The organism is Gordonia sp. NPDC003425, assembly GCF_053588635.1.
On sequence record NZ_JBSFQI010000016.1, the window covers coordinates 37,650 to 63,739 of the forward strand.

20 protein-coding genes and 1 pseudogene are annotated in these 26,090 nt (G+C 68.5%); 10 read left to right on the forward strand and 11 right to left on the reverse strand.

The features are described from left to right. Positions 1 to 196: 196 nt before the first annotated feature. On the forward strand, positions 197 to 1,423 hold the full coding sequence (locus ACWDTD_RS16945; RefSeq protein WP_449748354.1) for a YihY/virulence factor BrkB family protein: 1,227 nt from the start codon (positions 197 to 199) through the stop codon (positions 1,421 to 1,423). 36 nt (positions 1,424 to 1,459) lie between these two features. Here ACWDTD_RS16945 and ACWDTD_RS16950 read toward each other — a convergent pair whose 3' ends face one another. Next, on the reverse strand, positions 1,460 to 1,735 hold the full coding sequence (locus ACWDTD_RS16950) for a DUF3039 domain-containing protein (protein WP_449748293.1): 276 nt from the start codon (positions 1,733 to 1,735) through the stop codon (positions 1,460 to 1,462). A gap of 109 nt (positions 1,736 to 1,844) precedes the next feature. On the opposite strand from ACWDTD_RS16950, the gene ACWDTD_RS16955 reads away from it, so the two are divergent. Both ACWDTD_RS16955 and ACWDTD_RS16960 read left to right on the forward strand, forming a co-directional pair. Further along, a complete protein-coding gene (locus ACWDTD_RS16955; protein WP_449748294.1) occupies positions 1,845 to 2,252 on the forward strand; it encodes a DUF3099 domain-containing protein in 408 nt (135 codons plus the stop codon). A 176-nt stretch (positions 2,253 to 2,428) separates the two neighbouring features. Next, positions 2,429 to 3,448: a sigma-70 family RNA polymerase sigma factor gene (locus tag ACWDTD_RS16960; RefSeq protein WP_449748295.1), complete on the forward strand. Its 1,020-nt coding sequence runs from the start codon at positions 2,429 to 2,431 to the stop codon at positions 3,446 to 3,448. A 28-nt stretch (positions 3,449 to 3,476) separates the two neighbouring features. Here the strand turns inward: ACWDTD_RS16960 and ACWDTD_RS16965 are convergent, their stop codons facing one another. Beyond that, positions 3,477 to 6,440: a bifunctional acetate--CoA ligase family protein/GNAT family N-acetyltransferase gene (locus ACWDTD_RS16965; protein ID WP_449748296.1), complete on the reverse strand. Its 2,964-nt coding sequence runs from the start codon at positions 6,438 to 6,440 to the stop codon at positions 3,477 to 3,479. Then, a complete protein-coding gene (locus tag ACWDTD_RS16970) occupies positions 6,409 to 7,653 on the reverse strand; it encodes an acetoin utilization protein AcuC (protein WP_449748355.1) in 1,245 nt (414 codons plus the stop codon). The genes ACWDTD_RS16965 and ACWDTD_RS16970 overlap by 32 nt, the downstream gene beginning before the upstream one ends. Positions 7,654 to 7,785: 132 nt before the next feature. On the opposite strand from ACWDTD_RS16970, the gene ACWDTD_RS16975 reads away from it, so the two are divergent. Then, positions 7,786 to 8,469, forward strand: a complete 684-nt coding sequence (locus tag ACWDTD_RS16975; RefSeq protein ID WP_449748297.1) for an iron dependent repressor, metal binding and dimerization domain protein — start codon at positions 7,786 to 7,788, stop codon at positions 8,467 to 8,469. A gap of 55 nt (positions 8,470 to 8,524) precedes the next feature. Here the strand turns inward: ACWDTD_RS16975 and ACWDTD_RS16980 are convergent, their stop codons facing one another. Together ACWDTD_RS16980 and ACWDTD_RS16985 are read right to left on the reverse strand one after the other, a co-directional pair. Further along, positions 8,525 to 9,634 (reverse strand): DUF4192 domain-containing protein, encoded by a 1,110-nt coding sequence (locus tag ACWDTD_RS16980; RefSeq protein WP_449748298.1) that lies wholly within the window; start codon positions 9,632 to 9,634, stop codon positions 8,525 to 8,527. A gap of 97 nt (positions 9,635 to 9,731) precedes the next feature. Continuing rightward, a complete protein-coding gene (locus ACWDTD_RS16985) occupies positions 9,732 to 10,397 on the reverse strand; it encodes a hypothetical protein (protein WP_449748299.1) in 666 nt (221 codons plus the stop codon). A 244-nt stretch (positions 10,398 to 10,641) separates the two neighbouring features. Between ACWDTD_RS16985 and ACWDTD_RS16990 the strand changes: the two genes are divergently transcribed. Further along, entirely contained in the window at positions 10,642 to 11,631 is a 990-nt protein-coding gene (locus ACWDTD_RS16990) for a proteasome assembly chaperone family protein (RefSeq protein ID WP_449748300.1), read from the forward strand. Beyond that, complete coding sequence (locus ACWDTD_RS16995; RefSeq protein WP_449748356.1) at positions 11,619 to 13,766, forward strand: DEAD/DEAH box helicase; 2,148 nt, start codon at positions 11,619 to 11,621, stop codon at positions 13,764 to 13,766. The genes ACWDTD_RS16990 and ACWDTD_RS16995 overlap by 13 nt, the downstream gene beginning before the upstream one ends. Before the next feature lie 53 nt (positions 13,767 to 13,819). On the opposite strand, the gene ACWDTD_RS17000 is transcribed toward ACWDTD_RS16995, so the two are convergent. Next, positions 13,820 to 14,806, reverse strand: coding sequence for a hydrogen peroxide-inducible genes activator (locus ACWDTD_RS17000; protein ID WP_449748301.1), 987 nt, complete (start codon positions 14,804 to 14,806; stop codon positions 13,820 to 13,822). Between the two features lie 110 nt (positions 14,807 to 14,916). Between ACWDTD_RS17000 and ACWDTD_RS17005 the strand changes: the two genes are divergently transcribed. Continuing rightward, positions 14,917 to 15,504, forward strand: coding sequence for a peroxiredoxin (locus ACWDTD_RS17005; protein WP_449748302.1), 588 nt, complete (start codon positions 14,917 to 14,919; stop codon positions 15,502 to 15,504). Positions 15,505 to 15,515: 11 nt separating this feature from the next. After that, entirely contained in the window at positions 15,516 to 16,049 is a 534-nt protein-coding gene (locus ACWDTD_RS17010; RefSeq protein WP_449748303.1) for a carboxymuconolactone decarboxylase family protein, read from the forward strand. Positions 16,050 to 16,148: 99 nt separating this feature from the next. Here the strand turns inward: ACWDTD_RS17010 and ACWDTD_RS17015 are convergent, their stop codons facing one another. Together ACWDTD_RS17015 and ACWDTD_RS17020 are read right to left on the reverse strand one after the other, a co-directional pair. After that, a complete protein-coding gene (locus ACWDTD_RS17015) occupies positions 16,149 to 17,378 on the reverse strand; it encodes an aminotransferase family protein (RefSeq protein ID WP_449748304.1) in 1,230 nt (409 codons plus the stop codon). 38 nt (positions 17,379 to 17,416) lie between these two features. Further along, positions 17,417 to 18,031, reverse strand: a complete 615-nt coding sequence (locus tag ACWDTD_RS17020) for a hypothetical protein (RefSeq protein ID WP_449748305.1) — start codon at positions 18,029 to 18,031, stop codon at positions 17,417 to 17,419. A 67-nt stretch (positions 18,032 to 18,098) separates the two neighbouring features. On the opposite strand from ACWDTD_RS17020, the gene hrpA reads away from it, so the two are divergent. Beyond that, a complete protein-coding gene (gene hrpA, locus ACWDTD_RS17025) occupies positions 18,099 to 22,127 on the forward strand; it encodes an ATP-dependent RNA helicase HrpA (protein ID WP_449748306.1) in 4,029 nt (1,342 codons plus the stop codon). Here hrpA and nrdR read toward each other — a convergent pair. Further along, positions 22,101 to 22,613, reverse strand: a complete 513-nt coding sequence (gene nrdR / locus ACWDTD_RS17030; RefSeq protein WP_449748357.1) for a transcriptional regulator NrdR — start codon at positions 22,611 to 22,613, stop codon at positions 22,101 to 22,103. The two genes, hrpA and nrdR, sit on opposite strands and share 27 nt — an antisense overlap. Positions 22,614 to 22,798: 185 nt before the next feature. Continuing rightward, a complete protein-coding gene (locus ACWDTD_RS17035; RefSeq protein ID WP_449748307.1) occupies positions 22,799 to 23,317 on the reverse strand; it encodes a LysM peptidoglycan-binding domain-containing protein in 519 nt (172 codons plus the stop codon). A gap of 422 nt (positions 23,318 to 23,739) precedes the next feature. Here ACWDTD_RS17035 and lexA point away from each other — a divergent pair. Beyond that, positions 23,740 to 24,369 (forward strand): annotated as a pseudogene (lexA, locus tag ACWDTD_RS17040) (transcriptional repressor LexA); the annotation flags it as partial. A gap of 7 nt (positions 24,370 to 24,376) precedes the next feature. Here lexA and ptsP read toward each other — a convergent pair. Beyond that, on the reverse strand, positions 24,377 to 26,053 hold the full coding sequence (ptsP, locus tag ACWDTD_RS17045) for a phosphoenolpyruvate--protein phosphotransferase (protein WP_449748308.1): 1,677 nt from the start codon (positions 26,051 to 26,053) through the stop codon (positions 24,377 to 24,379). Between the last annotated feature and the right edge of the window lie 37 nt (positions 26,054 to 26,090).

Sequence of the window (26,090 nt, forward strand, 5' to 3'; positions counted from 1 at the left end):
AACAGCCCCTCGGCAACAACCGATGCGATGACGTCGCACCGCAACCCGAGGGGATGGCTGCCATGCTACCGGCACCGGCGGCCGACGCTACCGGCGACACGTGCCGGACACGCCACACCGCCCTGTCCGCGGCCGGCTCGGGCACGCCCGGCGAGGCGATCACCCATCTTCGGCGCGCATCAGGGATGCTGGAGCCATCACCACGTCACGACGCAACCCGGTTCCGCTCACCGACGCGATCACCGCGCCGGTCGAGTCCGCGCGTCCGGATCGCCGCGACCGGCGGCCGGCACCGGTGTCGATCGACCTCGCCGTATCCGAGCCGGTGGCCGACGACCGGCCCGACGCAGCCACCCCAGACCGCAGCACAGCCACCCCCGACCGCGACGCTGCGACCAGCGACGGACCGCCGGTGCTGCGCAACATGCACCGCGTGGTGTGGCGGACGATCGTCAACGCGTGGGATCACGGCATCGTCGGGTGGTCGGCGCAGGCGGCGTTCTGGCAGGCACTCTCGCTGCCACCGCTGCTTCTCGGGCTGCTCGGCAGCGTCGGCTACATCGCGGGCTGGTTCGGACCCGACACCGTGGAGGTCATCTCCGACCGGATCATCAGCTTCGCCGACCGCACGTTCTCGGCCAGTGTCGTGACCGACCTGATCACCCCGACCGTCGACAACGTGCTCGGCCGCGGCCGGGTCGGCGTCATCTCGGTGGGCTTCATCCTGTCGCTGTGGGCGGGGTCGTCGGCGGTGTCCTGTTTCGTCGCGTCGATCGTCCGCGCCCATGACCAGCACGAGGTGCGAAACCCGGTGTGGCAGCGCATCTTCGCCCTGCTGCTCTACCTGGTGTTCCTGGCGGTGTCGGTGCCGTTGCTGCCATTGGTGGCGCTGGGGCCGAACTATCTGCACGAGATCTTGCCCGATTCATGGGATCCGGTGGTGAGCACGATCATCGACTACGGATACTTCCCGTTCGTGGCGTTGCTGCTGCTCCTGGTGCTGACCACCCTGTATCACCTGGCGCTGCCCAACCCGCTGCCCTGGCACCGGCTGGTGGCCGGGGCCGTGCTGGCCGGAGTGGTGTTCTGGGTCGCGAGCTACATCCTGCGCATCTATCTGACGGCCATCACCCGCGCCGGATACAGCTATGGCGCGCTGGCCACCCCGATCGCATTCCTGCTGTTCACGTTCTTCCTGGGTTTCGCGATCGTGATCGGGGCGGAATTCAACGCCGCGATCCAGTCGATGTGGCCCGCCGCCCCACCCGCGACGGCCCACGTCCGGCACTGGGTGCACACGCAGACCGCAGAGGTCACCGGCCACATCAAGTCGCTGCCCGACCGCTTGGCGAGCGGTCCGATCCGGCGCGCGCCATCACCCGACGACGGCGTCCGAGATCCCGGTCGGCCGGGCGGCGACTGACGTCGTGGTGGCCGCCGAGCCGATCCCGAGCCGGTCTCAGCTCTTGCGCATCCGGGCGTAGATCTTCTTGCACTTGGGGCACACCGGCGATCCCGGCTTGGCCGAGCGCGTGACCGGGAATGTCTCCCCACACAGAGCGACCACGTGATTGCCCATGACCGCGCTCTCGGCGATCTTGTCCTTCTTGACGTAGTGGAAGAACTTGGGCCGATCGTCGTCACCCCGATCGGTGGCGTCGCTGTCGGGACGTTCGTCGGTCTTGGTGTCCGAGAATTCGTCGAGGTCGGGCCGCTCGATGGTTTCCGTTGCCATGCGCTCTATTGTGCGCCTTTCACCCGCATTCGCCACGGGGCGGGGCGCAACCGCAAACGACCCGCTCGCGGCGGGTGCATTCCGCCGCAGAAAGTGGAACAGTGGTCACATGGGCAATGAGGGACCGTCACGCGAGCGCGCGGCGTCCGAGGCCTTCCTGATCACAGACGCGCAGGAATCCCTGGACGCGCAGCACAGAGCCCGCGTACGCAAGTATCTGACGCTGATGGCTTTTCGCGTGCCCGCACTGGTGATCGCCGGAATCGTTTACAGCGCAACGGGTTCGGGCCTGTGGGCGCTGGCCATCGTGGTGGCCTCGATTCCCCTTCCGTGGGTGGCCGTGCTGATCGCCAATGATCGGCCGCCCCGCAAACGCGGCGAAGTACCGCATTACAAATACGGTTCCGACCACCGCGTGATCGGGCCGCAGTCGCTCGACGAGCACGCGCCGCGCCGCGCCGACGACACCCCGACGGTCATCGATTCGACGATCGCCGACCCCTGGCATCGGCCCTGACGGGTCACTCACCCGTTCGGACTCCAACTCTCAGCATCTTCTCAGTCCCGAGGATTCTCCGCGGTGCGTTGTCGCAGGTCGCGGGTCCTCCTGGCGCAACGACCGAATCCGGCCGGGAACTATCCCGCGCCAGGGGGCGTTGCACCCTCTGAATGCACTTCGAGTCAGGAGGCCGAATGTCACGCACCACCACGTCCACCACAGTCAGCGCTTCCACCACAGTCATCGACGATGAGCCCGGCCGGTCCCGGCCGGCCATGACCGAACAGGATCTCGACGCCCAGTCACCGGCCGCGGACCTCGTTCGCGTCTATCTCAACGGAATCGGCCGCACCGCCCTGCTCAACGCGGAGCAAGAAGTCGAGTTGGCCAAGCGGATCGAGGTGGGCCTCTACGCCAAGCATGTGCTGGAGAACCGTAAGCGTCTCTCGGCCGTCAAGAAGCGCGACCTTGCAGTCATCGTCCGCGAGGGCGAGGCGGCACGATCGCATCTCCTGGAGGCCAATCTCCGCCTGGTGGTGTCGCTGGCCAAGCGCTACACCGGTCGTGGCATGCCGCTGCTCGACCTGATCCAAGAGGGCAATCTCGGCCTGATCCGTGCGATGGAGAAGTTCGACTACGCCAAGGGGTTCAAGTTCTCCACCTACGCCACCTGGTGGATTCGCCAGGCCATCACCCGCGGCATGGCCGATCAGAGCCGCACCATCCGGCTTCCCGTCCACCTCGTGGAGCAGGTCAACAAGTTGGCCCGGATCAAGCGTGAACTGCACCAGCAGCTGGGCCGGGAGGCCACCGACGAGGAACTGGCCAACGAGTCCGGCATCCCCGCGGAGAAGATCGCCGACCTGCTCGACCACAGCCGGGACCCCGTGAGTCTCGACATGCCGGTCGGCAGCGATGAGGAGGCGCCACTCGGTGACTTCATCGAGGACGCCGAGGCCACCTCCGCGGAGAGCGCGGTGATCGCCGGGTTGCTCCACTCCGACGTCCGGGCCGTCCTCGCCACCCTCGACGAACGCGAACAGCAGGTCATCCGGATGCGCTACGGCCTCGACGACGGTCAGCCGCGCACGCTCGATCAGATCGGCCGCATGTTCGGCCTGTCCCGCGAGCGGGTGCGCCAGATCGAACGTGAGGTGATGGGCAAGCTGCGTCAGGGTGAGCGCGCCGACCGCCTGCGGGCCTACGCGAGCTGACCCCACGCGCCCTGGTTCACGAGCGCTCCTAATTCAATCGTCTCGGTCCGGTGTCCGCCTTGGTGGGCACCGGGCCGATTCGTATCTGCGCGTTGAGCACCGAGGCGGCCTCGGATGAGGCCAGCACCGGGTCGACGATGATCTCGCGGACCTCCGGGATGTCGTCGGCCAGCGTGGAGACGCGCAGCAGGAGATCGGCGAGTTCGGCACGGTCGGCGGGCTCTTCACCGCGGTAGCCGTTGAGCAGCAGTGAGGAGCGCGGCTCGGAGATCAGTTCCTCGGCGTCGACGTCGGTGATCGGGATCGCCCGATATCCGCGATCGCCGAGAAGTTCGAAAGTGCGCCCGGACAACCCGAACGAGATCAGCGAGCCGAACGACGGGTCGTCCCCGACGTGGATCATGGTCCCGATTCCCTTGGGTGCCATCTTCTGCACATGCAGGACGTGATCGCCGGTCAGCTCCACCAGTTCGGCGAAGGCCGTCACTACGGCGGTCGCGTCGGGCAGGTCAAGCCGGGCACCCTCACGGTCCAGCCGGCCCCGCCATCCCGCGGACGTTGCCTTCACCGCCACCGGGAATCCCAGTTCGCGACCGGCCGCGGAGGCCTCGTGCATTGTGTGGACCTCGCGGAACGGCACCACATTGATCCCGTAGGCGGCCAGCACGTGCGCCGACTCGGTGTCGGTGAGGGTGCGGGTCGACGCGCCCTCCTCACCGGTGGCGGTGAGCCCGACCATGGCCTCGCGGACATGGGTACGGGCCAGCTCGGCATTGATTCCGGCGGGTCGGGGAATCTCGGGTTCTGGCCGGCCACGCCATTTGGCGTACTGCCAGGACCGGGCCAGCGCGACCGCCGCACGTTCGGGTGAGCCGTAGGACGGGATGGAACCCCGCTCCGGCAGCCCCGACGGTCCCGGCTTCATCAGGCCGGGCGGAATGCCCTCCACAGCGAGGAAGGTGGTGACGATCGGCTTCGCCGCGTCCGCGTCGGGCGTGTTGGCGGCGGCCATCAGTGCTCGCGCGTGCCAGTCGGCGTCGACGGCGACCGGCGGCACGAACACCACCAGAATGGCGTCGACACCCGGATCCGCCATGGCCTGTGCCACTGCTGTCTCGAACTCCGCTTCCGACGCCCCGGCACCCAGGTCGATCGTGTCGAGCACCTCGAGGCCACCGGTGCGGGCGGTATCGGCGGCCAGACTGCCCAGCACCGACGAATTGCCGATGATGCGGGTGCGTGGTCCCCGTGGCAGCGGCTGGTAGGCGAACAGCGTTGCGCAGTCGAAGAGTTCGGGAATGGTGTCCACCTGGATGACGCCGGCCTGTTCGAGCACCATCTCGGCGATGCGGTCGTCGAGGCTCGCCCCGCCCGACCGGCACGCGCGCACCGGACTCATCGCTCCCTTACCCGATTTGACCGCCACGATCGGCTTACCGCGCGACACGCGCCGTGCGATGCGGGAGAACTTGCGCGGATTGCCGAAACTCTCCAGGTAGAGCAGTACGACGTCAGTGGCGGTATCGGTGTCCCAGTACTGGAGCAGGTCGTTGCCCGAGACGTCCGCGCGGTTGCCCGCGGACACGAAGGTGGACAAGCCGATCTGCCTGCGTGCGGCGGTGTCGAGGATCGCGATCCCCAGGGCACCGGACTGGCAGAAGAATCCGACGTTGCCGGCCGCCGGGATCCGGGGCGCGAGGGTGGCGTTGAGGGCGATGTCGCGGTCGTTGTTGGCCACGCCCAGCGCGTTGGGGCCCACCAGGCGCATGCCGTGGGCACGGACCTGCTCGACCAGGCGGAGTTCGCTCTCCAGTCCCGCCTCACCGCTCTCCCCGAAGCCGGAGGACACGATGACCAGGGTGCGCACCCCTTTGACCAGGCAGTCGTCGAGGACCTCGTCGATCGCGGCGGCCGGCACCGCGACCACGGCGAGATCGATCGGGTCCGGGATGTCACGGACGGTGGGATAGGCGCGGATGCCGCGCACCGACGGCGGGCGCAGCCGTTCGGTGCGCGCCGGACCGTGCCGCCGGTTCGACGCGCCTCGGCGTGCCTGTGCGTCGATGCCGCGCGGCGTGTCCTCGGCCGCGTCGTCAGGGTGGTGCTCGGGGCCGTTCACCGGGAAGACCGGCCCGGTGAATCCGCCGGCGATGATGTTGGCCAACAACGCGTTTCCGACCTTCTTCGGATCGGTGGAGGCCCCGATCACCGCCACCGAGGCCGGCCGCAGCAGGTTGGCGACGCTGCGTGCCTCGGACGCGCGTTCGCGCGCGTTGCGCACCGACAACAACGCCTCGGTCGGGTCGATGAGGAACTCGACGTGCACCGTCGAGCCGTCGAAGGCCCGCGAGATCTGATAGCCCGCGTCGCGGAACACCGTCACCATGTTCGGGTTCTCGCTGAGCACCTCGGCCTCGAAACGGGTGAATCCGTTCTCGGCCGCGGCACCGGCGAGGTGCTCGAGCAGGATCGGTCCGAGTCCGCGTCCCTGGTGTTCATCGGCGACGACGAACGCCACCTCGGCCGAGTCGGGCTTGCCGTCGGCGGCCAGACCCTCATAGATACCGATGGCGATGATCTCACCGCCGAGAACCGCCACCAGCGCGACGCGTTGCCGGTGGTCGACGGTCGTCATCCGTGCGACCTCCCGCGGCGGCAGCGTGGGCGTCGGGCCGAAATACCGCATGTACCGCGTGCGTTCGGAGAGTCCGCTGTGGAATCGCACCACCCGGTCGGCGTCGTCGGGGACGATTGGGCGCAGGTGCACCACGCCTCCGTCGGAGGCGAGCACGTCGGCGATCCAGTGCCGGGGGTAGTCCCAGGGTCCGCGGTTCTCCCCGTCGGCCACCGCGGCGCCGGCCGGATGCGTGCCGTCGGCGGGCGACCCGGCCGTCGTCGACCCGCTCGGTGCGGGATCGCCGGCGGGGTGCGGTGTCGCCGGTGCCGGTCGTTGATCGGCGTCAGTCACGGGGATCCTCCGGGTCGAGGCCATGCAGGGGAAAAACGGCGTTGCGGGTCGCCATGATCGCGCGGTCGGTCTGACGCTGTGCGGTCTCGGCGATGCCCGGGGGCGGCGGTTGTCCGGTGTCACCGTCCCACGCGACGTAATCGACGTCACCGTCGTCACCCATCACCCCGACAGGGTCCTGCGAGTACTCCGAATGTACGGTCGCGGCGATCTGTGTGGCAGTGGCACACCAGGATTCGTCGATACGGGTAGTCGGGTCGACATCGCGGTCGAGGACCACACCGAGCAGGTGGGACCAACTGCGCGGGACCACGTTGACCACGCCGTACCCGCCGCCGCCGACCGCGAGCCAGCGCCCCTCGCAGTAGCGTTCGGCGAGGTCACGCATCGCGATCATCGCCGCGCGCTGGCCCTCGACGGTGAGTGCGAGGTCGGTGAGCGGGTCGGCGAGATGGCTGTCGGCGCCGCATTGGCTGATGAGCACCTGCGGCCGGAACTCGGCGATCAGCGACGGCACCACCGCGTGAAAAGAGCGTAACCACAACCGGTCCGTGGTTTCCGGCATCAGCGCGATGTTCACCGCACTGCCCGCCCCGTCGCCCTCGCCCACCTCGGTGGGCCAGCCGGTGCCGGGCCACAACGTGGCCGGATGCTGATGCAGCGACACCGTGAGCACCCGCGGATCGTGGGCGAACGCCACCTGCACCCCGTCACCGTGATGGGCGTCGATGTCGATGTAGGCGACGCGGTCGAACCCGTTGTGCAGCAACCAGTCGATGGCCACCGCGCAATCGTTGTAGATGCAGAATCCGGCAGCGCGTGACCGCATCGCGTGGTGCATGCCGCCGCCGATGTTCACCGCGCGGCGCACCGCACCGGAGCCGATGGCCTGCGCCGCCGCGAGGGTGCCCCCCACCAACAGTCGCGCCGCCTCGTGCATGCCGTCGAACACCGGATTGTCGGAGTCGCCGAGACCGAAGAGCCGCTCGAGCAACGGTCCCGACAGCGATGCCATCCCCGAACCCACCGCGCGCACGGCGTCGACGTAGTCCTGACTGTGGATGACGGTGAGCGCGTCGTCGTCGATGTCGAGGGGTGGCGCTGTCTCGATGTCGTCGAGCACTCCGAGACTCTGCGCGAGCGTCATCGTGAGTGCGAGCCGAACCGGGTTCATCGGATGGGTATGTGCCCATCGGTATGTCAGATAATCTTCGCTCCAGATCACTGCCGCGGTCATCATCGACCCCACTGTTCTCGCACGTATCCCAGGCTAGTGCCCCAACGCGGCGCCCGAGGCTGATCGGCATGTGAAGCTGAGCTCCTCATGCAGGTCAAGGTACCCTTGGTTAGGACGAAGGGACGGCGCACAGTGAACGATCTGGTCGACACCACCGAGATGTACCTCCGCACCATCTACGACCTCGAAGAGGAGGGCATCGTCCCATTGCGGGCACGGATCGCCGAGCGCCTGGAGCAGAGTGGTCCCACGGTCTCGCAGACCGTGGCCCGGATGGAGCGCGACGGCCTGTTGCGGGTTGCCGGTGACCGTCACCTCGAGCTCACCGACAAGGGGCGCAGTCTCGCCGTCGCGGTGATGCGCAAGCACCGTCTGGCCGAACGCCTCCTGGTCGACGTGATCGGGATGCCGTGGGATGAGGTGCACGAGGAGGCGTGCCGCTGGGAGCACGTGATGAGCGAGAACGTCGAGCGCCGACTGCTCGCGGTGCTGGAGAATCCCACGACCTCGCCGTACGGCAATCCCATTCCCGGTCTCGAAGAGCTCGGACTGGCCGATGCGCCGGTCACCGACGGCGCCACGCGGCTCTCCGACCTGCCCCAGGGCGATCCGGTGGCCGTGATCGTCCGCCGCCTGTCCGAGCACGCCCAGTCCGACGTCGAACTCATCACTTCGCTGCGCGAGGCCGGCGTGGTGCCCAATGCCCGCGTGACGGTCACCTGCAGCCCCAACAAGGTGGAGATCAGCACCCCCGGCCACGACGGTCTGACGCTGTCGCCGGACATGGCGCACGCCATCTTCGTGGAGAAGGTCTGACATCCTCCCAGGTCTGGTCTGAGTCTTCGCGGGCGATGCTGGGCCGGGTCCGGGATCAGCCGGCGTCGCGGAGGGTGGCGCGTGGGATGTCGAGGCCCAAGCGCGCCGCCATCGCATACGAGTCGTCGATGAGTTGCCACAGGGTGTGCGGGCGCATGCCCCGGCGCAACGCCGAGTCCAGGAGCACCGCGAAGTACCACGTGGGGTCGGCCTCGAGTGCGCAGTCCAGCGCCACCGCGGCGTGGGCGCCCTCGCCGCCGATGTAGTGCAGGTGCGCCAGGAGGGTCGCCGCGCTGGCGCGTCCGGTGCCGGTCAGTCTGCGGCACAGTTCCCGCCACAGAGATTCGGCGGCGTGGCGCAGATCGGTCACCGCGAACGCCAGCGCCGCATCGCGCACGCGCAGATCGCGGATCGCGCGATCGAGCCGGGCGACCGTCGCACAGTCGAAGCGCGGGAATGGGGTGGTCAGTGCCTCGAGGATCGCCGCCAGCAGTTCGGCCGACGACTCCGCTTGGCCGCCGGGGATGCCGGCTCGGTCGTCGCAATCGGCACGTCGGCCATCGCAATCGGCAGCGTGACAGTCACCGTCGCAGTGCTCGGTGGGCTCGAGCATGCGGCGCATCTCGTCGCGTTCACCCAACACGGGGCGACCGTTCTCCACCAGTCCGGCGACCGCGGTGGGTGAGGTGCGCGGATCGCGCAGCCGCCCGACGTCGTCCGACCCGGTGTCGGGTGTGCCGGTGTCAGGTGTGCCGGTGTCGGGTGTCCCACAGTGCCAGACGCGGCGCCAGATCGCGCCGGACTCGAAGCAGGGCACGACGTATCCGGCTGCCAGGCCCGCCGAGCCGCCGCAGTGCCTGTCGACGATGGCGATGATGCGGCGGTAGTGCGCGTCGTCGGCGCCGTACCTGTCGTCGCAGACGACGGCGACCACCGTTGTGGCGCCGTAGTTCTCGAGTATGTCGCCGAGATTGGAGATCACCTCGGTCATCGCCGGGGTGGGTCGGCCGTCGGGCCGGAGATCGAGATCGTGCCGCATCGTGGCGTCCACGCGTGTTGCGTCGGCCAGTGCGACAAGGATGAGCGAACGCCGGGGGATGAAGCCGAGGAGGGCGGGGATCGCGGTGAGCAGGCCCGTCGGCGACAGCTGTGGTTGATGTGCCATGGCGCCCATCATCGGGGCGCTCGACGACTCGTCCGGCAAACATCGAACGTCGCGAGCCACCTTGTGCACCGGCACAGGTGCATCCACAAGTTCGGCCTCAGGTACCGAACGCCTTCGCCTGCACCTTGGTGAACAGTTCATGGAGTTGAGCGGCGGCGTCGGGTGCGATGTCCCCGGCAGACGGCCAGCGGTACTGCGCATACACCCGCACGTCACCACGCTGACCCATCAGCGTGAGCGTGCGGGTCATCAGCGGCGCCGCGTCGCCGCCGGTCTGTTCGGTGCGCAGGATGGCAGCCGTCTTCACCCCGGGCAGTGCGGTGGGGGCCGGCCGGACCTGGGTTTGGATCTCGGTGGTGGCGGTCGCCGGGTCGCCGGTCATCGCGCGAGGACAGCGGCGTGCCCGTTCGGTGACGGTATCGAGGTCGTGGTCCACGCCGGCCACCGCGGTGGAGAAGGTGGAGCGTTGCGCGGGCACCGTCGCGACGTAGACCACGGCGCCTTCGGCGGAGACCGCCGCCGGTTGGCAGTTCTGCGGCGAGTAGGCGGACGCGACGGGCCGTCCGATCAGATCACCGAGCGCATAGGCCACCGCGTTCGGCGGCACGCGGGTGGCCCCCGGAACGGGGAAATCGGCGGCGGTGACCGACCGTGCGGCCAGATCGGACGTCCCGCCCACGGCTGCCCCGCCGACGGTGCAGGCGGACGTCAGCAGGCAGGCGGCCACAAGTCCGAGTGCGGCGGGCATGGTCAATCGGGGCACGGTCTCACTGTGCCATCGGCGCCCGCCCCGGCCACCCCGACACTCCGCCGAGCCGGGAATGCCGCGACACCGCGCTGTCGTTGAACAACCGGACATCGCACCTGCCCGTATCCGGGGGCTGCCGCCGCAGTCTCGCCGACCAGCGTGATTGGCCCCATCCACCCGGGATGCGGGACAATGTGAGGTGGTGCACGACCGGCACCGCAGTGACTACGCCGTGACGGTCACAGAGAGGAGGGACGACATGAATTCCCAGCCCGAGCAGCAACGCCCGCTCTACGAACTGGCCTTTCCGGCGCCCCGCGTCGCCGACGACGCCGGGACGGGACCCGTGCTGATCCACGCGCTCGACGGCTTCGCCGACGCCGGTCATGCCGTGGCATTGGCGTCGAAGAACCTTCGCGACACTCTCGACTCCGATGTGGTCGCGACCTTCGACAACGACGAACTGATGGATTACCGCTCCCGGCGGCCCACGATCTCCTTCAGTGGCGAGACCTTCACCGACGTCGAGATGCCCGAACTGATGCTGCACGCCGTTCGCGACAACTCGGGACGGCCGTTCCTGCTGCTGTCGGGTTCCGAACCCGACCTGCGGTGGGAGAAGTTCACCGCCGCGATCGAGCAACTCGCCGACCATTTCGCGGTGACCGACGTCATCGGTCTCAACGCGATCCCGATGGCGGTACCGCACACCCGGCCGGCGGCCGTCACCGCGCACGGCAACGAACCGGACTCGCTCGGTGATCTGCCGCGCTGGGGATCGGCGATGAAACTCCCGGCCAGCGCGTCGATGCTGCTCGAGCTGCGGCTCGGACAGCACGGACGCCGTACCGCGGGCCTGTCGGTGCACGTTCCGCATTATCTGTCGCAGACCGACTATCCGGGCGCGGCTGCCCGGCTGCTGGAAACGGTGTCGGGCCTCACGGGTCTCGACCTGCCGGTCACCGCGTTGGAGCAGGCCGCGGACACGGTCCGCGAGCAGGTCGACAAGGAGGTCTCCGGCAACGCGGAGATCGAGTCGGTGGTGTCCGCGCTCGAGGCGCAGTACGACTCCTTCGCCGCGGCGCAGGCCGAGCGCGCCTCGTTGCTGGCGGCCGACGAATCACTGCCCAGCGGTGACGAACTCGGCGCCGAACTCGAACGCTTCCTCGCCCAGCACTCACGCGACGAGGGTGAGGGCGGGAACGGGTCCGGCGATTCCGGCGACGGTGGTTGGCCATCACAGATCTGAGTGACCCCGCCACCGCGGAGCCCGAGTCGTCGTCGGTGCTGACCCCGGTCGACGACGACGATCGCGCGTTCGAGGCGTTCACCTCGTGGTGGTCGGCGCGTGGCATCGATCTCTACCCGCACCAGGAAGACTCGCTGCTCGAACTGATCTCCGGCAGCAACGTGATCCTGGCCACCCCGACCGGTTCGGGAAAGTCGCTGGTGGCCTCCGGCGCCATCTACTTCACCCGCTGTCACGGCAAGCGCGCCTTCTACACCGCGCCGATCAAGGCACTGGTGAGTGAGAAGTTCTTCGACCTGTGCGCCCAGTTCGGCGCCGACCAGGTGGGTCTGCTGACCGGTGACGCCTCGGTCAACGCCGACGCCCCGATCGTCTGCGCGACAGCAGAAATCGTCGCGAACCTCGCGCTGCGCGACGGTCCGGGGAGCGACATCGGGGTGCTGGTGTCCGACGAGTTCCACTTCTACGGCGAATCCGACCGGGGCTGGGCGTGGGAGGTCCCGCTGATCGAACTGCCCCACACCCAGTTCCTGCTGATGTCGGCGACGCTGGGTGACATCAGCTTCTTCGTCGACGATCTGCGCAGACGCACCGGTCGCTCCACCACCGCCATCACCGGCACCCACCGGCCGGTACCCCTGGAGTACAGCTACGCGATGACGCCGGTCCACGAGACCATCGAAGCGCTCATCGATGCGGGTCGCGCGCCGATCTACGTCGTCCACTTCACGCAGGCGGCGGCGGTGGAGCGGGCACAGGCGCTGCTCTCGGCACGCATCTGCGACAAGGCCGAACGAGCCGTGATCGCCGAGGCCATCGGCGATTTCCGCTTCTCCACCGGTTTCGGCAACACGTTGTCCAAGCTGCTGCGTGCCGGGATCGGCGTCCACCACGCCGGCATGCTGCCCCGCTATCGGCGTCTCGTCGAACGCCTCGCCCAGCAGGGGCTCCTCAAGGTCATCGCCGGCACCGACACGCTCGGCGTCGGCATCAACGTGCCGATCCGCACCGTCCTGTTCGCCGGGTTGAGCAAGTACGACGGCACCCGGGTGCGTCGGCTGCGGGCCCGCGAGTTCCATCAGATCGCCGGGCGCGCCGGACGCGCCGGCTTCGACACGGTTGGTTACGTGGTGGCCCAGGCACCCGACCACGACGTGGAGAACGCGCGCGCGGTCGCCAAGGCGGGCGACGATCCGAAGAAGTTGCGCAAGCTGGTGCGCAAGAAACCCCCCGAGGGTTTCGTGTCGTGGGGCGAGCAGACGTTCCGGCAGCTGGTGGACGCGCCCGATGAGCCCCTGCGCTCGCATTTCCGGATGACCACCGCCATGCTCCTCGAGGTTCTCGGCCGCCCCGGCGACTGCTTCGCGGCGACCCGGCATTTGTTGGAGGACAACCATCTTCCGCGTGACCGGCAGTTGCGCCAGATCCGGCACACCATCCGGCTGTATCGGGATCTGCGCGATGCGGGGATCGTCATCCAACTCGACGAACCCGACGCCGAGGGACGCCACGTCGCACTGAGCGTGGACATGCCGGAGAATTTCGCGCTGACCAATCCCTTGTCGGCGTTCGCGCTGGCGGCCTTCGAGATCCTCGACCCCGACGCGTCGACCCATGCGCGCGACGTGATCTCGGTGCTCGAATCCACCCTCGAGGACCCGCGCCCGGTGTTGATGGCACAGCGCAAGGAGGCACGCGACGCCGCGATCGCGGAGATGAAGGCCGACGGCATCGAGTACGAGGAACGCATGTCCCGGCTCGAGGAGATCACCTGGCCGCGCCCGCTCGCCGACGAGATCGACTACGCGTTCGGGGTGTACCGGCAGGCGCATCCGTGGGTGGCGGGTTTTCCGCCGTCACCCAAGTCGGTGCTGCGCGAGATGCTCGAACGGGCCATGACGTTCACCGATCTCATCTCCGCGCACGGACTCGCGCGCAGCGAAGGAGTGGTACTGCGGTACCTGTCCGACTGTTATCGTGTGCTGCGCCAAGGAGTACCGAACACGGTGATGACCGAGGAGATCGCGCAGATCACCGAGCATGTCGGCGCGATGGTGCGCGAGGTGGACTCCAGCCTGCTCGACGAGTGGGAGGAACTCGCACGCGCCGACACCGCGGACTCGTCGGCATCGTGATGTCTACGAACTCGGCGGGCTGAGCCGGCCCACACCCGGTGCCGGTGCCGGGTTCACGCAACGGTGGCGTGATCGACGCCGGGCGCCTCCACCCGCACCGCGCCGGTCTGGTCGACGAGCCTGCCGATGATCGATGCGAGTCGCCGGTAGGCGTCGTCGCGTCCGGACGACTCGCGATAGACCAGGCCGATGCGCCGACCCGGTCGCGGCGCGGTGAACGACGCGGTGGCCAGTTCACCTCCTGCGGTCTCGGCGGCCACCGCCGTCCCCGGGATGAGTGTCACACCCAGGCCGCCCTCCACGCACTGCACGGCGGTGGCCAACGACGCGGCACGAGTGTGCCCGATGTCGGCGCGCACCCCGGCCAGACGGCACACCTCGAGCGCCTGATCGCGCAGACAGTGCCCCTCGTCGAGCAGCAGCAGCGGCAGCTCCGCCAGCGCGCTCGGCTCCACCCGTTTGCGTCCCGCCAAGGGGTGCCCCGCCGGCAGTGCCAGCACGAAATCCTCGGCATAGAGCGGGATCTCGGACAGCCCCGGCGCATCGGCGGGCAGCGCCAGCATCGCGGCGTCGAGCGAGCCCTCGCGTAGTTGCGCCACCAGCCGGGCGGTTTGGTCCTCCACGACACGCAGCGTCAGCGCCGGCAACTCACCGGCCAGCCCACGCAGAATCGTCGGGAGCACATACGGCGCGACGGTCGGGATCAGTCCGAGGCGCAGCGTGCCGTCGAGCGGATCATCCGAACCTGCTGCTGCGGCGAGGAACTCGTCGACGGCGTCGATCACCGCTATCGCCTTCGGCAGCAGCGACTCGCCCTCCGGGGTCACGAAGACGCGCCGGGTTGTGCGTTCGATGAGTTGGGTGCCGAGTCCGGCCTCCAACCCGGCCAGCGCTTGCGAGAGTGAGGGCTGGCTGACTCCGAGTTCGATTGCCGCAGAACCGAAGTGCCGTTTGCGGGCGAGGGCGACAAAGGCGCGCAGACCAGCCACCGATGGCTGATAACTTCTATCGGACATGCCTATCAGTGTAGTGCTAATCATCACGTTTCGCTTTCGGCCAATCTTCGGCAGAATCAAGGGGCAACCGCACAACACGTAGTTCGCGCGCCACCCACGAACGCCAGCGACACAAAAGGAGCGAGAAGCACACCATGGCTCTTCTGACCATCGGAGACCAGTTCCCCGCATACAACCTGACCGCCGTCATCGGCGGTGACCTGAGCAAGGTCGACGCGCAGCAACCCGACGACTACTTCACCCAGATCTCCAGCGACGACCATCCCGGAAAGTGGCGGATCGTCTTCTTCTGGCCCAAGGACTTCACCTTCGTGTGCCCCACCGAGATCGCCGCCTTCGGCAAGCTGAACGAGGAGTTCGCCGATCGTGACGCCCAGGTGCTCGGCGCCTCGGTGGACAACGAATTCGTCCACTTCCAGTGGCGTGCGCAGCACGAGGATCTCAAGACCCTCCCCTTCCCGATGCTCAGTGACCTCAAGCGTGAGCTGGCCGAGGCCACCGGTGTGCTCAACGCCGACGGCGTCGCCGACCGCGCCACCTTCATCGTCGACCCGAACAACGAGATCCAGTTCGTGTCGGTCACCGCGGGGTCGGTGGGCCGCAACGTCGACGAGGTGCTGCGCGTGCTCGACGCCCTGCAGTCCGACGAACTGTGCGCCTGCAACTGGCGCAAGGGCGACCCGACCATCGACGCCGGCGAACTGCTCAGCGCGAGCGTCTGAGGGGTACCGACGTGAGCATCGACAACCTCAAAGAAGCCCTTCCCGAGTATGCCAAGGATCTCAAGCTCAATCTGAGTTCGCTGGCACGCTCGACCGAGCTCAGTGAGCAGCAGTTGTGGGGCACATTCCTCGCCACCGCCGCCGCCTCGCGCAATGCGAAGGTGCTCAGCGAGATCGCCGACGAGGCCGCCGACACGCTGTCGGCCGAGGCGTACAACGCAGCACTTGGTGCCGCATCGATCATGGGCATGAACAACGTCGCCTACCGGGCCAAGAGCTTCCTCGGCGACGACTACGCCCAGGTGCGCATGGGCCTGCGGATGAACATCATCGGCAACCCGGGCGTCGACAAGGCCGACTTCGAGCTGTGGAGTCTGGCCGTGTCCACCATCAACGGGTGCCACGACTGCACCGCGTCGCACGCCGATGTGGTCCGCAAGGCCGGTCTCACCAAGGAGCAGGTCTGGGAGGCGGTCAAGGTGGCCGCCACCATCCAGGGTGTGGCCCAGGCCATCACGACCACCGAGGTCCTGGCCAACGCCTGACCCGGCGCGCAGATCTCAGCAAAACGCGCACCGACTCCGGGACGCGCGCCTTGCACAAGGCGCGTTCTTTCGAGTCGGTGCGCGTTTGCGTATGAGCGGTCAGCTCAGTGCGGCGGCGAACCGCTGCGCCATCTGCGCCACCTCGTCGGTGGTCATCACGAACGACGGCGAGATCTGCAGCGCGCCCTGCCCGGCCGCGCGGGTACTGACCCCGTGCTTGCGCAGCGTGCCGACCGCCGCCATCGCGGTCGGTGCATCCGTGAGTTGCACGGCGGTGACCGCGCCGAGTCCGGTGCGCACCTCGGTGACCGCGTCGAGGTCGGCCAGGGGCGCGAAGTGCGTGGCCAGGTCGCCCTCGAGGCGGGTCGCCTCGTCGAGGAGATGCTCACGCTCGATGATGTCGAGGTTGGCCATCGCGGCGGCCGCGGCGCCGGCGTGACCGCCGTAGGTGTAGCCGTGCCGCCACCAGACACCCCCGGCGAAGAAGGGCTCGGCCACGCGCGGGGCGACGAACACCGCACCCATCGGCACGTAACCCGACGTCAAACCCTTTGCGGTGGTCATCATGTCGGGTTCGAGGCCGAACCGCGACGAGGCGAACCAGCTCTGCCCGCCGATGCGGCCGAATCCGGTGACCACCTCATCGGCCACGAACAGCACGTCGTGGTCGCGACAGATTTGACGCACTTCGCGCAGATAGCCTTCCGGGGGCAGATAAATCCCGCCGGCACCGATGATCGGTTCGCAGAAGAACGCGGCGATCTTGTCGGCGCCCACCCGCTCGATGAGGCCGAGCAAGCTCTTGGCGTCGTCCCACTCGACGGTCTGGGCGTCGGGCATCAGGGTGCCGTAGCCGTCATGATTGGCCGGGATACCGGCCAGCGAGGTCCCGGCCACATGCATCCCGTGATACGCCTTGGTGCGGCCGACGATGATGTTCTTGTCGGTCCGCCCGAGTTCATGCCAATAGCGGCGGGCGAGTTTGGCGGCGGTGTCCACCGAGTCGCTACCGCCGGAGGTGAAGAAGACCTTGGAACCGGGCACCGGCGCCATCGCGCCGAGACGGTCGGCCAGTGCGTCGGTCACATCCGCGGTGACGTCACCGAACCCGGAGTAGTGGGCGAGACGTCCGAGCTGGTCGGCGACGGCTTCGGCGACCTCGGTACGTCCGTGCCCGATGTTGGTGAACCACAGTCCCGCCGTCGCATCGAGGTATTCGTTGCCCTCGACATCCCAGATGCGGGCGCCCTCACCCCTACTGACCACGAACGGGCCGCTCGCGCCGACCGAGCCCATGTCGGCGAATCCGTGCCACAGAGAACCTGCCATGTGGTCAATGATGCCCAACCGGCGCCCGATGACGTCGGCTACCCCTCCCGCGGGGGTGGCCGCACGCCGCAGGACCGCAACTCGAGCACCGCCAGTTCGTAGACCACCTCGTCATCGCGGTCGCGCCATCGACCGATCAGATCGTCGTCGATGCGCGCGAGTGCACGCAGGGGTTGATGGGTCAACGCCCGCAGGGCGAACAGGTCCAGGTTCGGCGCAGCACCGATCAGCCGCCGTGCCGAACCTGCCCGGCGGGCGAACCGCACGCGAGGGGGCAACCACAGCGCGAGCATCAACATGATCGGCACGACCGCCGCCGCCACCCCGGCGAACATCGCCAGGTGCGCCACCGCCGACGCCTGCGCGGTACCCGCCTCCTGCAGCGCCGTGCCGGCACCACCGGCGGAATCGAACGGCTTGCGGACCCCGTCGGGGATCAGCGGGACGTCGGCCACCTTCTGTCCCGCCGACGTCAGTCCGTCGTGGAGGTGTCTGCCGGCGTCGGCGAGTTTTCTGCCCGGTGTCGCCAGATCCATCACCAACCGGTGCAGCGTGACGCCGATGTAGACCGAGAACGCGATCCAGCACACGGCCGCGATGTCGGCGACGATCTGACGGAACCTCTGGACGGGAATGTCCGCGTAGAGCTTCATCCGACGAGTGTCCACCCGCACTCGCCCGTCACGTGTCCGAACGGGCCGACCTATCCTGGATGTCATCATGTCCGTCTCCCCCGACCCGTCCCTGCCTCATCCCGTGCACAGCGGCACCGCGGAGACATCGACCGGGATCGACACGAGGTCCCTGCGTACCGGCCTGGCGCAGGTGAGCATCGCCGACGAACATCGGTTACGTCGCCGCCTCGACAAGCTCGGACGCTCCCCCTCCGACGAGGCGCTCGCCGCCGCAGCCCGGGACATCGATGCGGCGCAGCGGCGTCTGGCGCGTCGGCGCGCGACCGTTCCGGTCCTCGACTTCCCGCCGGAACTGCCGGTGTCGGCGGCCCGCGACGAGATCGCCGCAGCCATTGCCGACCATCAGGTGGTGGTGGTGGCCGGCGAGACGGGATCGGGAAAGACGACGCAGTTGCCCAAGATCTGCCTCGAACTCGGCCGCGGCATCCGCGGGGCAATCGGCCACACCCAACCCCGACGCATCGCGGCGAGTTCGGTGGCCCGCCGAATCGCCGACGAGACCCGCACCCGGATCGGCGACGCCATCGGCTATTCGGTGCGATTCTCCGACCGCTCCGGCGCCGACACCCTGGTCAAGGTGATGACCGACGGGATCCTGCTGCGTGAGATCGCCACCGACCCGATGTTGCGCGCCTACGACACCCTCATCGTCGACGAGGCGCACGAACGCAGCCTCAACATCGATTTCATCCTCGGATACCTCCACCGGCTGCTGCCGCGCAGGCCCGACCTGAAACTCATCATCACCTCGGCAACCATCGAACCCGAGCGATTCGCCCGGCATTTCAGTGACATCGGGGCGAACGCGACGCGGACCCGTGAGGTGCCGATCCTGGAGGTGTCGGGGCGCACCTATCCGGTCGACGTCGTCTACCGGCCACCCGCGTTGCGCGACGGACCCGACACCGGCGACGAACGCGGTGGTGGTGAACACGCCGACCTCGATCAGATCCAGAGCATCGACGCCGCTATCGGCGAACTGTGGGGCGCCTCCCATTCCGGCGGCGACATCCTGGTGTTCCTGCCGACCGAACGTGACATCCGCGAGACCGCCGACGCGTTGCGCCGCCGCGTGACCGCGGGTGCCGAGGTGGTGCCGCTCTACGCCCGGCTCTCCATCGCCGAACAGCAGAAGGTGTTCACCCCGTCGCGGGGAAACCGGATCGTGTTGTCCACCAACGTCGCCGAAACATCGCTGACGGTCCCGGGAATCCGGTACGTGATCGACACCGGCACCGCGCGCATCTCGCGGTATTCGGCACGCACCAAGGTGCACCGGCTTCCGGTGGAGAAGATCTCGCAGGCCAGCGCCCGTCAGCGCGCAGGCCGTTGCGGACGCGTCGCGCCCGGCGTGTGCATCCGGCTCTACAGCGAAGAGGATTTCGACTCCCGACCGGCATTCACCGACCCGGAGATCCTGCGCACCGATCTTGCCGCGGTGATCCTGCAGATGGCCTCACTGCGGCTCGGTGACATCGCCGAGTTCCCGTTCGTCCAGCCACCCGACGCACGTGCCATCCGCGACGGACTGTCGGTGCTCACCGAACTCGGCGCCATCACCGCCACCGACCGCACCAGCAGCGACCCACGGCTGACACCGGTGGGCCGCACCATGTCCCGCATCCCGGTGGATCCGCGGATCGCGCGCATGCTCATCGCGGCCCACGAGCAGGGATGTCTCGATCACGTGCTGGTGATCGCCGCCGCCCTCTCACTGCCCGACGTCCGTGAGCGGCCCGCCGAGCATCGCGAGGCCGCCGACACCGCACACCGCCGCTTCGTGGTGCCCGGCTCGGACTTCCTGAGCCATCTGGCGCTCTGGGAGTACCTGCGTGAACAACGAGACAACTTGTCGGGCAACCAGTTCCGCCGAATGTGCGAACGCGAGTATCTGCATTACCTGCGCATCCGCGAGTGGCAGGATCTGCACCGGCAACTCGAGCGGATCGTCGCCGACCTCGACTGGTCGACGACCGCCACCGAACGCGACGCCGACGCGATCCACCGTTCCGTTCTGGCCGGGCTGCTGAGCAACATCGCCGCCCGTAACGCCGAGGGTCGCGAATACACCGGTGCCCGCAACACCACGCTGGTGATCTTTCCCGGTTCGCCGGTCTCCAAGAAGCCACCGCCGTTCCTGATGGCCGCCGAGATCCTCGAGACCTCAAGGTTGTTCGCCCACACCGTGGCGGGCATCGACCCACTCTGGGCCGAACGCCTGGCCGGCGATCTCGTGAAACGCACCTACTCCGAACCGCATTGGTCGGCCAAACGCGGTGCGGCGATGGCCTATGAACGCGTCACCCTCTACGGCGTCCCGCTGGTGGCGCGTCGTCGCGTGAACTACGGACCGGTCGACGCGGTGGCGGCACGAGAGATCTTCATCCGGCATGCGCTGGTCGAGGGTGACTGGCGCACCGATCACGACTTCTTCGGGCGCAATCGTGCGTTGCTGGCCGACGCCGCCGACGTCGAACATCGCGCCCGCCGCCGTGACGTGGTGATCACCGAGGATCAACTCTTCGACTTCTACGACCGCAGGGTGGCGGCGGAGGCCACGTCCGCGCGCCACTTCGACACCTGGTGGCGCACCGCGCGCAAGCAGAATCCGCACCTGTTGGATCTGCGTCGCGAGGATGTCGCCGCCGACGTCACCGTGTCCGACAGCGACTACCCGGGAGCGTGGCAGCAGGGCGACACCCGTCTGGAGTTGCGCTACCGGTTCGAGCCCGGCGCCCCGGACGACGGGGTGACCACGGTGATCCCGCGTGCCCTGCTGACGCATGTACGGTCCGCCGGATTCGACTGGCTGGTACCGGGAATGCGCAACGAGTTGGCCGCCGAGCTGGTGAAGACGCTGCCCAAACAGATCCGCAAGACGATGGCACCCGCGCAGCGGTTCGCCGACCTGGCGTTGCAACGTCTCACCCCGCGCAAAGAGCCGATCATCGTCGGTCTGGCCCGCGAACTGTCGGCGATCACCGGTCATACGGTGCGGCCCGACGACTTCGCCCCGGAAAACCTGCCCACCCACCTGCGCATGCACTTCGCCGTCACCCGGCCCGACGGTGACAATTATGGCGGGGACAATCATGGCGGGGACATCATCGCCACCGGGACGTCGCTGCCCGACCTGGTGACCCGCCTCTCCGGAGACGCGCCGGCGCCGACACGTCGACCGGTCTACACCTCCTGGACCGCCGACGGCATCGGGACCCTCGCCGACGCGGTCACCGAACCCGTTGCCGGACAACACCTCACGCGTTATCCCTCGTTGGCGGTGGTCGACGGCGCCGACGTCCGGCGGGCCGTCTCGCCGACCACCGCGGCGTCGGCACATGCCCGCGCCGCGCAAATGTCCGCGGCGGTCACGGTACTTCTCGATCACGCCATCGCCCCGCTGAGCCGTAAGATCAGCGCCACCCTCGACCCAGCGGACCGGCTCGCGTTGAGCCAGAACCCGTATCACGACCCCGACGGCCTGTACCTCGACTGCACCCGGCGGGCCATCCGCGACATCGCGCCACGGACCGCCGACCTGGGAGACGTGCGCGACCCGGTGGCGTTCGCCGAGATCGTCCGCACCGTGAGCCCGGAGGTTCGGTCGGCGGCGCCGGACTACTTCGGCCTGGCGGTGGCCGCGCTGGCACAGGTAGCCCCGTTGCGGGCACAGATCGACCGGCACGCGGGCAGTGTGGCCGCCGACGACGTGGCAGATCAACTGGCGCAGTTGATTTTCGACGGTTTCGTGGTGGCCACGCCGCGCGAGCACCTGACGCACCTGCCCCGCTACCTGCAGGCCGCGCGGTACCGGCTGGAACAGTTGCCCGGCTCGGCCGACCGCGACCGCGCGGCGCTGGCGTCGGTGGACCGGGTGGTCGAGCGCTGGAATCAACGACTCGCGCAGGTTCCGGAGCCGCGCCGCGATGCGGTCAACGAGCAGGCGGTCTGGATGGTGGAGGAGTTGCGGGTCGGGCTGTTCGCCCAGCGCCTCGGCACCGCCTACCCGATCTCCGAGAAACGCGCGCTACGAACTCTGGACCGTCTCGGCTGACACCGACTGGCCGTCGCCGGCTGTGGTCTCTCGACGCCGGGTCAGGTTGCCCTGCAGATCATCGATCTCCCGCTGGAAATCCTCAAGCGAGTCGAACGAGCGATACACCGAGGCGAACCGCAGGTAGGCGACCTCGTCGAGGTCACGGAGCGGACCGAGGATCGCCAGCCCCACCTCGTTGCTGGGGATCTCCGCCGATCCGGACGCGCGCACCGCGTCCTCGACCTGCTGCGCGAGCTGTGCGAGGTCGTCCTCGTTGACGTGCCTGCCCTGACAGGCACGCCGAACCCCGCGCATCACCTTCTCCCGGCTGAACGGCTCGGTCACCCCGTTGCGTTTGACCACCGCCAACACCATGCTCTCCACGGTGGAAAATCGTCGTCCGCACGCGCTGCAGGCGCGTCGCCGACGAATGGCCTGACCTTCGTCGGCGACCCGGGAATCGATCACCTTCGTGTCTTCGTTGCGGCAAAACGGGCAGCGCATCTCGTCCTCGGGCACATCGCGGGACGCACCAGCGACGAACGCGAGCAGCGAGCCGTCGCCGTGTCGGTTTCCGACAGGACCCTGTGCCCTCGAGGATACCGTTCCGTGATCAGGCGGTCCGGGATCAGACGGTCCGGGATCACGCCGGGCTGGGGTGACGGTGGTCTGGGGTGACAGTGGCCGGGTCACCGGTAGGTGGGGGCGAGCAGCGGCTGACCCACCCGCAACCCGCTCGACGGCAGATCGTTGAGGTCGACGATCTCGTCGATGACGGCCTGCTCCGGCATGCCGGGAGCGACCCGCCCGGCGATGGTGCTGAGCGAATCCCCCGCCCGCACGTGGATCACCTCGGTCGACACCGGTGCGGGCATTACCGACCGCTGGTAGTCGGCGCCCACGATGCCGATGACCCACACGGCGACGGCAAGACCCGCCCCGACCAGCACCGCGAGCGCAGCGGCACGGCGCCGGCGATACACCGTGACGGCGGCTTCCCCACTGCAGCGGGTGCCCCGGGGAGTCGGACCCATCCGGTCGACAGCGGTGGGGCGCCCGGCGGGCGCGCGATACGGCCGCCCACGCCGGTCGTCGCGCGAGCAGCGTGCACCTCGCGGCAACGCGTGGACTCGTCCGGGATCGGTCTGCCGGGAAGTGCCGGTACCCGTGCCGGTACCGGGACGAAGGGTAAGGATGTCGGTCGCCATGGTGTCCTCCAATTGCTCGATCACGCGTTCGATGAACGGATGTTCGATTAGTATCACGGGGGACCGACAAAGTCTCGCGACACGTCGAACACATGTTTGAAGTTGTCGGGCTTCTGGGCTACTGTCGGCGACGGGCGATACGGAGATCAGCGGTTTTCCCGCCGTCCTCCCCGACCGTCCCGCAACCGTGGCATCGGGCAGTGAGCCGTGGTCACCCAGCAGCGAAAGGAAGCCATCCGATGAGCGACACAACCCGGCGCACCGAGGCGCCGCCGAAGAAGAAGTCCGGGGCGGCGCAGAAGAAGGGCCCCGCGTCGTCGGCGAAGGCCACCGCCGGGTCGGCGCACAAGAACACCGCCGGGACCGCGCACAAGACCACCGCCGGGTCGGCCGAACACCACGAGGATTCGGTGACCGTCGAAGCCGAACTGACCGCACGTCAGCGCGGTGTACTCGAGGTCATCCGCAAGTCGGTGCGCGAACGCGGCTACCCGCCGAGCATTCGGGAGATCGGCGACGCCGTCGGCCTCACCTCCACGTCATCGGTGGCGCATCAGCTTCGTACCCTCGAGCGCAAGGGCTTGCTCAAGCGCGACCACAACCGCCCGCGCGCGGTGAACGTGCAGGACGCGACCGATCCCACCACGCCGAATGAGGCCGCGATCGGCGACCTTCCCACGCCCACGTTCGTTCCGGTGCTGGGCCGGATCGCGGCCGGTGGTCCCATCCTGGCCGAGGAAGCCGTCGAGGATGTGTTCCCGCTACCTCGCGAGTTGGTCGGAGACGGTTCCCTGTTCCTCCTGCGGGTGGTGGGCGAATCGATGATCGACGCCGCGATCTGCGACGGCGACTGGGTGGTGGTGCGTCAGCAGAATGTCGCCGACAACGGTGACATCGTGGCCGCGATGATCGACGGAGAGGCCACCGTCAAGACCTTCAAGCGCAAGGACGGCCACGTGTGGCTCATGCCCCACAACCCTCTGTTCGAACCCATCCCCGGCGACGATGCGGCGATCCTCGGCAAGGTCGTCACCGTGATGCGCCGGGTCTGAATTCCGTTCAGCCGAGTTGGTCGGCGGCCGCGGCGCGAGCCTGCGCGGGTGATGTCGCGGCCAACGCTGCCGTCGCCGCTGCTCGGCAGCGATCGAGACCGACCCCGGCGAGCCGCGCACCCACCGCGGCAGCCGCAGCGGGTGCCGCCGACAGCGAGGTCACGCCCAGGCCGACGAGGACGCAGGCCAGCGCCGGATCGGCAGCGGCCTCGCCGCACACCCCTACCGGCTTGCCGCTCGCCGCGCCCGCCTGCGCCACCTGCGCGATCAGGTGAAGGACCGCCGGCTGCCACGGATCGGTGAGTTCGGCGAGTTCGGCCGACATCCGATCGGCCGCCATCGTGTACTGGGTGAGGTCGTTGGTGCCGATCGACACGAAGTCGACCTCCGCGAGGATGGCGGGCGCCAGGATCGCGGCGGCCGGGACCTCGATCATCACGCCCGCCGTGAGGCCGTGCGCACGCACCTTGGCGGCGAATGCGGCCGCCTCGGCCACAGTCGCGATCATCGGTGCCATCACCCACGGCGCCGACTCCGACTCGCGGCCGGCACGCGCGATCGCCTCGAGTTGTGTCTCGAGGATCTCCGGATGCTCGATCGCGATGCGGTCGCCACGCACGCCGAGTGCCGGATTGGCTTCGTGGGCATGCGTGATGAACTTCAGCGGTTTGTCCGATCCGGCGTCGAGCGTCCGGATCACCACTTTGCGTCCCTCGAACGCCTCGATCACATCCCGGTAGAGCCTGGTCTGTTCGTCGACCGTCGGCGCGTCGGCACGGTCGAGAAATGCGAGTTCGGTGCGGAACAAGCCAACACCCTCGACGGGATGCCCGGTGGCCGCGCGCGCCGACGCACCGTCGGCCACATTCGCCAGGATCGGCACCGGATGACCGTCGGCGGTGCATCCCGGTCCGCGCCATGCCGCGACCTGCGCGGCGTCGGCCCGACTGCGCTGCACCGCCGCGGCGGCCACCTCCGGGTCGGGTGCGACGATCAGCGACCCCGACGCGCCGTCAACGAGTACCGGTGTGCCGCCGTCGATCCCGGTGAGCCCCGCTACCGCCACCACGCAGGGTATGCCCAGTTGACGGGCGATGATCGCGGTGTGGCTGGTGGGTCCGCCCAGTCGCGTGACCAGCGCGGTGATCAGCGCGGGATCGAGACCGGCCGTGTCGGCGGGTGCCAGGTCGTCGGCCAGCAACACCGACGGCTCCGCCGGTTCCGGCACACCGGGTTCCGGCTCGCCGAGTAGTTCGGCGATGATCCGGTCCCGGACGTCGTTGAGGTCGGTGATGCGTTCGGCCATGAGGCCACCGAGCTTGGCGAACAACTGCGCAAACTGGTCGGTGGCCGCGGCCGCTGCGGCCGGCGCGGGCGTCCCCTGCCCGACGAGTGTGGTGGCTGCCTGAATCCATCCACGATCCTCGGCGAGGCCCGCCGTCGCGACGAGGACCTCGGCGGCCGCCCCGGAACTGTGGGAGGCGCGCTCACGCAGTCGCGACGCCACCGCGCCCGCAGCGTCGGAGAGTCGTTTGGCCTCCACCTCGCGGTCATCCTCGGTGATCAGTTCGTCGGCACCCAGATGTGCCGGATCGTGTGCCGGCCGACGTCCCGGCCAGACGGCCGGTCCATATGCGAAGCCGGCCACAACTGGTGTGCCCGTCAGTTCGGTAACTGTGCTCATGTGATCGAAGTTACTCAGAACTCTTGACTTGTCAACA